This window comes from Pseudomonas sp. fls2-241-R2A-110, from assembly GCF_030209165.1.
Lineage (GTDB): Bacteria > Pseudomonadota > Gammaproteobacteria > Pseudomonadales > Pseudomonadaceae > Aquipseudomonas.
The window spans coordinates 76,578-85,606 of record NZ_JARVSN010000001.1; the positions used below are offsets into that span (position 1 = coordinate 76,578).

Sequence of the window (9,029 nt, forward strand, 5' to 3'; positions counted from 1 at the left end):
TTAATACAATCGGAAAAAAGGGGACGGATTTATTTTCCTAATAATAAATCCGTCCCCTTTTTCCGCTCTCAGCCTTAGGTGCAGGTAGCCAGAGGCCAACCGACGCGCGCTGCACGGAGGAGACTGGCCTTAACAACCAAGCGGTGAAATGGGGCAATAACGAAGATGTAGGCCCGGCCTAGACGGTTGTGGCAATGGACCACGGTTGAAAAAACGAGTTGGCGACTGCCTTCTGGCTCTGCTTCTCCAGAACACAGGATCGATATTCGGAAGTCGAGGTGCTTGTCGTCCTCTCCCATCACGATTTCAGTCTTCTTCGTGCTGTAGACTTTGAAAACTCCGATCCGATTAGCAAGTGATGCCAAATGTTTGGCTGTCTTGAGACCAAAACAGGCAACGATAGTGTCTCGAACTTTCATGAGCCATCCGATCCAGGATGGTTGGTGGGAAAGGATGAATCGAGCTAGCAAGTCTGGATTGGTAGATGTGCCCGCAGGGAGCCGAATCGCAAAAGCGTCCGCTAGGTCCATCGACTTGTAAAGGTGGGTGATGCCGGACCTCGATGGGACTGGCACGGACATTATGAGCTCAAATTCTCGGGGCATCGGGGATCTCTCCTGAGTTCTAACTACTAATTAGACGACACGCCATGTCGCGTTTCTTGTTGCGATGGTTTGTCGTATAACGCTCCTTGTCGCCCTGTCGTGCTTATCTAGCTTAGAAGTGACGGTTACCGACTTTCAAGCCGGACAGGGACAACCGCGCCAACTTCTCCTTATCGGATACTGAGCCCGATCAAGGCATCATAGAGCTCTTGCTGCCCTGCTAGCAGAACAGGGAGCAACGTCGCACGGCGCTTGTCGATATCGAACAAGGATTCAACCAACCATCCCACCAGATAGAGCGCCGAAAGGCATCCGCCAGCGGTTGCAACGTTCCCCTGGCGATATCAGTGAATTGATCGAAAGCAATCAGAACGATTTTCTTCAAGGCGAGCTCCATGAAAAGTGCTGGCGTGCAAAACGCAACGGCCATCTTTGCTGGTGTTCGCAGCGTATCAATCGGTTGCGCACCATACACAGTCTGTATGGCGCTAAATATGGAGCGAAATAACGGGTGAGAAAACTAACTCGTAGCCATTGGATCGCGGCTGGTTTTGAGGCCCACGACCAAATATGACTGGATCACCTCAAACTATCCAGACACATCTGACTGGCTGCTGCTGGCCCATTGTTGCCTATCGTGAAGGATGAACCGTTTACTAGGCGTACAGGCCATACCCTGCCGCGATGATCAGCGGAGATACCAGCAGCGTTGCCCAGAACCCCGATTTTGGAACAGCAATGACGCAAATGATCGAGATCATAAGCACATAGATGCCGACAATTTTAAGTAGCGCGAGATCGCCAACAGCTACGGCGTGAATTGCTGTCTGCCCTGCGAGCATAAAAAGCGGTCCCAGCATGGTAAACCAGAGGGCAGTTCGCCGATCTTCGTGCGCTTTGAATTGGTCAATGAAGCCAGAGTCTACAGCGGCGGCGAATGCTGTTTTGAACTTGATAATACCGAATGGAATATGGAAAACCCCCAAGGCGAAGAGGGTCCATGCGACGATGTTTGACATGTCTTATATGCTCCGTAACGGTGAGGTTGGCTCAGAAGCGGTCACGGCAAATGCGACATTGCTCAGGGAGAAACGCAGCATGGGTGATGGCAAGGACTGCTGCCGGCTAATGAAGCTACCCATTTGCCATCAGCGTGTCCACCGTCCACTTTTGGCCAATTGCTGCCCTTCGTAACGGGCAACATTCGGCCAAAAGCGATCTATAGCCTACCGCTTCACTCCTCGACGCCCCCATACAACCCCAACCGCCGATCCCCATGCAGATCATTACGCGCACTAATGCGCTTGTTCCGCGCCTCGGCGAGGTTGAGTGTCGCCAGCAAAAGCTGTTCGCCCCCCTGCTCCGCCGGCCCTGCCAACGGATAACCATCAGCATCAACGATCACCGAACCCTGCACCCAACCAACACCGCGCTCGTGGCCATGCCGATCGCACGCGGCGATGAACATCCGGTTGATCGAGGCGTTGGCCTGCACCCGCACAACTTCAGCCGGACGCTCGGTTAATGGCCGTGGCCCGTCCGGCCAGTTGACCGGAGCGCAGAGCAAATCGGCACCGGCCAGCGCCGGCAATCTGACCCATTCGGGGAATTCCAGGTCGTAGCAAATCAGCATGCCGATCCGGCCATGGACCGTTTCGATGACCGGCGGCGCGTCGTCGCCGGGGCTGAATATGTCTTTCTCGGCATCCCAGAGGTGCGCCTTGCGATAAACGACGCGCAGTCCTTGGGCATCGATCATCGCTGCGCTGTTGGCCAGTTCATCGCCTTGCAGTCGCTCGCAGAATCCGCCGACCACGACGATGTTCAGTTCCTTCGCCAGCGCCCTCCATAGCGTCAGGGCCGGGCCGTCTGCGGTTTCGGACAATGACAGCGCTTCGTTGCGGTCCGCAAACACGTAACCGCTCTGGACCAGTTCGGGCAGCACCACCACATGAGCACCCTGGAGCGCCGCCGAACGAATCACACGTTCAGACAGCGTCCGGTTGTAAGCGAGGTCGCCAATTTTCGGCGCCACCTGGCAGCAGGCGACTACGGTGTTTTTTGCGCTGTTCAACGCACCTCCTCCAGCGGTTGATGGGCCAAGGCGACAATGTCGTGCTCGGTGATTGTGTCGATGATCCGGTGCTCGTACTTGAGGTCGATTGAACGGCTGAGCAGGTAATACGTCAGGCCCGAAACGACCAGGCCCACCAGCCAGGCAATGTCCACGCCTTCGAGCATGCGCGCCAGCGGTCCGACGAACACCTCTTTACCGGCGGCCGCATCGAAGATGTAGAAAAACGGCACCATAGCGGCGAATCCAATCAGGTACGAGGCGATACCGCGAAACTGCCAGGCGCCGTAAATGCCCTTCGGCGTGAAGAAATGCGGGATGGCATAGCGTCCTTTGCGCACGAAAAAATAGTCAACCAGATTGACCGCAGTCCAGGGCACGAGGAAGTACAGCAACAGCACGAGGAAGGTGTTCAACAGGGCAATACCATCGCCTTTGATCGAGAGCACGCAGGTCAGCAGGATAAGGCTGATCACGCTGATCGACATCACTCGGGCGCGGGGCGTCGGGGTGATTTTTTTGATCGAGTCGACACCTGTCAGCAAGGTGAGCATGGCGCTGTAAGTATTGAGGGCGATGATCGGCAGAAAGCCCGCCACCGAGACAATCACCAACACATTACCCAGGCCCGGAATCATCGATGAGCCGACCTGGTTAAGGGCGACCAATGCGTCCGTCGCTTTCAATTGCTGGGCGAGCCAGGCACCGAGACCGATCATCCAGCTCCCCGACAACGAAGCGCCGATGAAGATCGCCGCGATCAGTTTCGGCCGGCTGGTGTTTTTCGGCAGGTAGCGGGAATAGTCGGAGACATAGGGCGCGTAGGAAATGTTGTAGCTGGCGCCGATGGCAAACAGCGTGGCAAACGCTACCCAGCTGAACCCCAAATCAGTCGCGGGGACGACGCCCTCCTGGCCGGCACCGAACATCAAGGCGATGGTCACCAGCGCATACAGCGGCAAGGTCGCCAATAATGCCCATTTGAAAGCTTTGTGCATCAGGTCGTGGCCGTAGATCGACAGCAGCGCACCGATCAGCACCACGGCAACCGCCACGATAGTCGGGTCGATACCGAACACGTGCTCCAGGCCGTTCATGATCAGCGAGACGTTGACCACGTTGAAGCCGACGAACACAAACATCGTCGCCATCAAGGCAAGGATCACTCCGCGATAACCGAACTGGGCACGGGACTGGATCATTTGCGGCAAGCCCATCTCCGGACCTTGCGAGCCGTGAAACGCCATGAAGAGCGTGCCGAACATAATGCCCAGCGCACCGGCCAGCATCGTCCACAGCGCCGACAATCCGAGGCTCGGGCCAACGAAACCGATGGAGATGGTGAAAAAGTGGAAGTTGCCGAGAAACCAAAAAGGCCCCTGGCTGCTGAGCTTGGCGTGACGTTCACTGTGTGGGATGTAATCGATCGAATGGCCTTCGATGGCCAGTCCGCTACTCGCCTCGACGGCGCGCACAGTATGAGGGGACCCTGACATACGACTGTTCCTATGCTGGTGTTTATTGTTTTTATGGGCAAAGCGCCGGTTTCATTGCAATGTAGGGCCTTGATCAGGGCGGTTAAATATCGCAGGCACACTGTTTACATAGGTCCGCATCTATGTGATTGAGCTTTGGGAGACGCACATGCTGGGAACTGTATCGGAACTGGATCTGCGCTTGATCCGGGTATTTCTGACCGTCGTCGAGGCCGGCGGTATCTCGGCCGCGCAAACCGCGCTCAACACCACGCAACCGACCATCAGCGCACAACTGGCCACGCTGGAAGCGCGGGTCGGGTTTCGTCTGTGCGAGCGCGGGCGCGGCGGGTTTTCGGTGACACCCAAGGGCAGTCAGTTTGTCGAGGCGGCCCGGCGCCTGCTGGCGGCGGCCGAAGGCTTCCGGGTGGAGGTCCAGCACATCAATCGCAAAGTGTCGGGCAACATCAACATTGGCTTGCTTGGTCAAATCGATCCCGTTGCCAACAAGAAAATCGCCTTGGCCATTGCGCGCCTGCGCTCTCGCCATGAAGGACTTTATTTCCACTTCACCGAGCTGTCGTCATCACTGCTGGAAGAAAAAATCATCAACGGCCATATCGATCTGGCGATTGGTTACTTTTGGCACCGCTTGCCCAGCATTGATTACTTTCCCCTGTTCCAGGAAACCCAGATCGCCTATTGCGCCCCGGCTCACCCGTTGTCGGGACAAGTGGGTGGTCTGACCCGGGAGGACGTTAGCGGCTACGATTGGGTATGGCCTAGCCACCCCTTGCCGGAAATGCCGGCGCCCACTTCGATCGAACGCTTGACCGTGCTCACCGACAGCATGGACGGCGCCGCCCTGCTCATTCTGTCGGGCCAGCACCTTGGCTTCTTGCCGCAGCACTATGCGGACAAGCATGAACAGCTGGGGCAACTGCATCCGTTGAATCCTCAACTGCTGCGCTATGAGGTGGGCTTTCATGCGGCAGTTCGGCATTCGGCGCGGCAGCGGGATCTGGTGAGTGCGTTCCTGACTGAGCTGATCGAGATTTTTGCTGCTTAGAAGCGTATGTCGCTGGTGCGAGTGACGTCGATACGTGCCACCGAACCGGTCAGGTGCGCCAGATCCTTGTTGTGTTCGGCGATGATGTCTTCGGCGGTCATGCTGGCGTTGGCGACGGTGGAATGAGCGTCGCCGGCGAGCACCACGTCGTAACCCAGCTTCAAGGCTTGGCGCACGGTTGCGTTGACGCAGTAGTCGGTTTGCAAGCCGCAGATGATCAGGCGTTCGATGTCCTCCTTCGGCACCAGCTTTTGCAGGTTGGTCTGGTAAAACGAATCCGGCGTGGTTTTACGCACACGCACATCCTTGGGCGAGGTTTCCAGCCCTTCAGCCAGTTGCCAGCCTTGGGCGTCATACGCCAAGGGGCTGCCCTCTTCTTCATGTTGAATCAGGATGACCGGAACGCCAGCGTCACGAGCCCCGGTGCTCAGGTCGTTGATGTTATCGATGACGCGTTTGATCTCGAAGCATTCGTACTCGCCAGTGCACAGGGCCTGCTGGACGTCGATGATCAGCAGTGCAGTTGTCATGGTCCCCTCCTTGATGTGTTGGTCAATCAGGGGACAGAAAACAGATCCGTCCCCTTTGAAAAACAATCCTCAGTAACCGAGCGACAGCCCGGTGTTGCGACGTGGGTCGTTGGCGCCGTAGAAGCGGTTCTTGCCGACCGGTTTGCCTCCCAGCGAAGGCGCGCCTACCAGAATCGCCGCCAGGTGGTTGGCGTCCTGTGGCCCGGCAAATTTATGCCCCCAGCTTTCGAGCATTTTCACCGTGTCCGGGCTCGTGGTGAACGCCTCCAGGTTGGTCTCTTCCGGTAGCCACTGCTGGTGGAAACGTGGCGCATCGACCGCTTCCTGGATGTTCATGCCGTAATCGATCACGTTGAGCATGGTCAGCAAGGTTGCCGTGATGATGCGACTGCCGCCGGGGGTGCCGACGACCATGACGACTTTGCCGTCCTTGGTTACGATGGTCGGGCTCATCGATGACAGTGGCGCCTTGCCCGGGGCGATGGCATTGGCTTCGCCCTGGACCAGGCCGTACATGTTCGGTACGCCGATCTTCGAGGTGAAGTCGTCCATTTCGTCGTTGAGAATGACCCCGGTTTTGCTGGCCATGACGCCGGCGCCGAACCAGTCGTTGAGGGTGTAGGTCACCGATACCGCGTTGCCCCATTTGTCGACGATGGAGTAATGCGTGGTGTTGTTGCCTTCATGAGGCGCTACACCGGGTTTGAGATCGCGGGATATGCCGGCCTTTTGCGGATTGATGGCTTCGCGCAGTTTGGTCGCGTAGTTTTTATCCAGCAGGTGCGCGATCGGATTTTTCACGAAGTCCGGGTCGCCCAGGTAGCTATTGCGGTCCACATACGCGTGGCGCATCGCTTCGATCTGATAGTGCATGCCTTGGGCCGAGTGGTAGCCCAGGTCTTTCATCGGGTAGCCTTCGAGGATGTTCATGATCTCGCAGATCACTACCCCACCGGAGCTTGGCGGCGGTGCCGAGACCACGTGATAGCCCCGGTAGTCGCACTCGATTGGCGCCAGCTCACGGGTCTTGTATTTGTCGAGGTCGGCCTGGGTGATGATGCCCTTGTTGGCCTGGCTTGAGGTGACGATAGCGTCGGCCACCCAGCCTTTATAAAAACCGTCGGAGCCCTTCTCGGAAATTTCCCGCAGGGTCTTGGCCAGATCTTTCTGCACCAGTTTTTGCCCGACCTGCATCGGCTCGCCATTGCTGAGGAAGATCGAGCCGGAATCCTTGATGTCCTTCTTGAACACGTCAGTGGCATAGTCCAGCAAATCGACATCGCCCTGCTCCAGCACGAAACCGTCTTCGGCGAGCTTGATCGCTGGCGCGATCACATCCTTGCGCGGTTTGGTGCCGTACTTCTGCAGGGCCAGTTCCATCCCGGACACGGTGCCCGGCACGCCAACGGCCAGGTGTCCCCGGGTGCTGAGGTCCGGGACGACGTTACCCTCTTTGTCGAGGTACATGTCGGCTTTGGCGGCCAGCGGCGCTTTTTCGCGGAAATCGAGGAAGGTTTTGCGCCCGTCCGCCAGCTGAATGGTCATGAAGCCGCCGCCACCCAGGTTACCCGCTGCGGGATAGACCACCGCCAGCGCATAACCCACCGCGACCGCGGCATCGACGGCGTTGCCACCATTCTTGAGCACATCGACGCCCACATGGGACGCCAGATGCTGGGCCGTCACGACCATACCGTTTTCGGCCGCGACGGGGGCCACCGAGGCGGCGTACGTGCTGAGGCAGCTGAGCGCCAACGAGGTCGCAATCAGCGATTTGGCAAAAGGTTCGAACTTCATGAGTCGGTCTCTTCTTTTTATGGTTTGTGTAAAAAATCTGAGAAAACGCGTCAAGAGCAGAGGCAAGTATGGCTGGGATTGCGTATTGCGCCTCCCCGTCGAGACAGTATGCTGAGCCTCTGTTCAGCCCTTCTGCGGAGTCCGCCGGCATGACCTACACCTTCACTACCCTGGCGTCTCCGGTTGGCGAGCTGAAGCTGGTCGCGAAAGATTCAAGACTGGCAGCCATCCTCTGGGAAAACGACAAGCCGCATAGGGTAAGGCTGGGGCCAATGCACGAGGCGCCGGATAACCCGATCCTCGTGCGCGCTACTCAGCAGCTAGAGGAATACTTCGCCGGAACACGCAGCCGGTTCGAACTGGAACTGGATTTCGCCGGCACCGAATTTCAGAAGAAGGTCTGGCAGGCGCTGTTGACCATTCCGTTTGGCCAGACCCGCAGTTACAGCCAGATTGCTGAGCAGATTGGCCATCCGAGTGCGGTGCGCGCAGTGGGTGCGGCGAATGGCAAGAATCCGATATCGATTGTTACGCCGTGCCATCGGGTGATCGGTGCCTCCGGGAAGCTCACCGGGTTTGCCGGTGGGCTTGCGGCCAAAGAGCGGCTGCTGACGCTGGAAGGATGCGAATGGTCAGGCGCCAGTCGGATGGATGATTTATTTTGAGGGTCCGAAGAGATCCTTCATCGCCGCATACTGCAGCAGCATGATGGTCTTCGCATCGCAGATCTCCCCGCGATAAAACGCCTCAAGCGCCTCCTCGAATGCCCACTCCAACACTTCCAGTTCTTCGGTCTCTTCTTCCAGCCCGCCGCCATCGCTGACTTTCGATGAGGCGTCATATTCGGCAATGAAGAAGTGCAGTTTTTCGGTCACTGAACCGGGGCTCATGTAGGACTCGAAGACCTTTTGCACATGGTGAACGCGATAGCCGGTTTCTTCTTCGGCCTCGGCCCTGATGCGCTCTTCGGGATCGGCGCCCTCAAGCAATCCGGCCGCGACCTCGATCAGCAAGCCATCGTGGCCGTTGACGAATACCGGCAGCCGGAACTGGCGGGTCAGCACGACCGTTCTCTTCTCGCGGTTGAACAGCAGAATGGCGGCGCCATTGCCACGGTCGTAGACCTCGCGTGTCTGGCGTTGCCATTCACCGTTGTTGCGCTGGTAGTCGAAGCTGATTTTCCTCAACAGGTACCAGTCGTGGGACAACACCTGTGATTCGATGATGTTGACTCGCTCGGCGGTGTTCGACATCACAATTCATCCTATTTTGTCGTGAGGTGCACATGGTAGGCGAAAACTTAAAAGCCCGGCATGACTGCCTTAATGCTGTTTGCCTTAGATAGTTTCGGTATTGGGTTGGGGTTGGGGTTGGGGTTGGGTACATATCCGTTTCTGGGGTAACGGCTGCTGTTGGTTCCGCTCTTACAGCGGGTCACTTGGAGAAGCGCCAAGTAACCAAGCGCTTTTGCCCCTGACG

9 protein-coding genes and 1 pseudogene are annotated in these 9,029 nt (G+C 57.4%); 2 read left to right on the forward strand and 8 right to left on the reverse strand.

Annotated elements, in window-relative coordinates:
- Positions 1–74: 74 nt before the first annotated feature.
- The 5 genes and pseudogenes from QRN31_RS00370 to QRN31_RS00385 all read right to left on the reverse strand — a co-directional run bounded on the left by QRN31_RS00370 (position 75) and on the right by QRN31_RS00385 (position 4,175).
- Entirely contained in the window at positions 75–605 is a 531-nt protein-coding gene (locus QRN31_RS00370; protein ID WP_310504657.1) for a DUF2867 domain-containing protein, read from the reverse strand.
- 170 nt (positions 606–775) lie between these two features.
- Positions 776–943: pseudogene (locus tag QRN31_RS31475) on the reverse strand (DJ-1/PfpI family protein); the annotation flags it as partial.
- A 318-nt stretch (positions 944–1,261) separates the two neighbouring features.
- The gene (locus QRN31_RS00375; RefSeq protein ID WP_285429454.1) at positions 1,262–1,624 is read right to left on the reverse strand and encodes a DUF6463 family protein; all 363 of its coding nucleotides are present in this window, start codon (positions 1,622–1,624) and stop codon (positions 1,262–1,264) included.
- A 215-nt stretch (positions 1,625–1,839) separates the two neighbouring features.
- Positions 1,840–2,679, reverse strand: a complete 840-nt coding sequence (locus QRN31_RS00380; protein ID WP_285429455.1) for a nitrilase-related carbon-nitrogen hydrolase — start codon at positions 2,677–2,679, stop codon at positions 1,840–1,842.
- Positions 2,676–4,175: a purine-cytosine permease family protein gene (locus QRN31_RS00385; protein ID WP_285429456.1), complete on the reverse strand. Its 1,500-nt coding sequence runs from the start codon at positions 4,173–4,175 to the stop codon at positions 2,676–2,678. The genes QRN31_RS00380 and QRN31_RS00385 overlap by 4 nt, the downstream gene beginning before the upstream one ends.
- Before the next feature lie 148 nt (positions 4,176–4,323).
- Between QRN31_RS00385 and QRN31_RS00390 the strand changes: the two genes are divergently transcribed.
- Positions 4,324–5,223, forward strand: coding sequence for a LysR family transcriptional regulator (locus tag QRN31_RS00390; RefSeq protein ID WP_285429457.1), 900 nt, complete (start codon positions 4,324–4,326; stop codon positions 5,221–5,223).
- On the opposite strand, the gene QRN31_RS00395 is transcribed toward QRN31_RS00390, so the two are convergent.
- Both QRN31_RS00395 and ggt read right to left on the reverse strand, forming a co-directional pair.
- The gene (locus tag QRN31_RS00395) at positions 5,220–5,753 is read right to left on the reverse strand and encodes a cysteine hydrolase family protein (RefSeq protein ID WP_285429458.1); all 534 of its coding nucleotides are present in this window, start codon (positions 5,751–5,753) and stop codon (positions 5,220–5,222) included. The genes QRN31_RS00390 and QRN31_RS00395 overlap by 4 nt on opposite strands.
- 69 nt (positions 5,754–5,822) lie before the next feature.
- Entirely contained in the window at positions 5,823–7,550 is a 1,728-nt protein-coding gene (gene ggt / locus QRN31_RS00400; RefSeq protein ID WP_285429459.1) for a gamma-glutamyltransferase, read from the reverse strand.
- Positions 7,551–7,699: 149 nt separating this feature from the next.
- On the opposite strand from ggt, the gene QRN31_RS00405 reads away from it, so the two are divergent.
- On the forward strand, positions 7,700–8,215 hold the full coding sequence (locus tag QRN31_RS00405) for a methylated-DNA--[protein]-cysteine S-methyltransferase (protein ID WP_285429460.1): 516 nt from the start codon (positions 7,700–7,702) through the stop codon (positions 8,213–8,215).
- Here the strand turns inward: QRN31_RS00405 and QRN31_RS00410 are convergent.
- Positions 8,207–8,803 (reverse strand): NUDIX domain-containing protein, encoded by a 597-nt coding sequence (locus QRN31_RS00410; protein WP_285429461.1) that lies wholly within the window; start codon positions 8,801–8,803, stop codon positions 8,207–8,209. The genes QRN31_RS00405 and QRN31_RS00410 overlap by 9 nt on opposite strands.
- Positions 8,804–9,029 lie beyond the last annotated feature (226 nt).

Bases quoted from the DNA above. Each gene is read 5' to 3' on its own strand.
- ggt (WP_285429459.1), bottom strand. From the start codon at position 7,550: ATGAAGTTCGAACCTTTTGCCAAATCGCTGATTGCGACCTCGTTGGCG.
- QRN31_RS00410 (WP_285429461.1), bottom strand. From the start codon at position 8,803: ATGTCGAACACCGCCGAGCGAGTCAACATCATCGAATCACAGGTGTTG.
- QRN31_RS00375 (WP_285429454.1), bottom strand. From the start codon at position 1,624: ATGTCAAACATCGTCGCATGGACCCTCTTCGCCTTGGGGGTTTTCCAT.
- QRN31_RS00385 (WP_285429456.1), bottom strand. From the start codon at position 4,175: ATGTCAGGGTCCCCTCATACTGTGCGCGCCGTCGAGGCGAGTAGCGGA.
- QRN31_RS00405 (WP_285429460.1), top strand. From the start codon at position 7,700: ATGACCTACACCTTCACTACCCTGGCGTCTCCGGTTGGCGAGCTGAAG.
- QRN31_RS00395 (WP_285429458.1), bottom strand. From the start codon at position 5,753: ATGACAACTGCACTGCTGATCATCGACGTCCAGCAGGCCCTGTGCACT.
- QRN31_RS00370 (WP_310504657.1), bottom strand. From the start codon at position 605: ATGCCCCGAGAATTTGAGCTCATAATGTCCGTGCCAGTCCCATCGAGG.
- QRN31_RS00390 (WP_285429457.1), top strand. From the start codon at position 4,324: ATGCTGGGAACTGTATCGGAACTGGATCTGCGCTTGATCCGGGTATTT.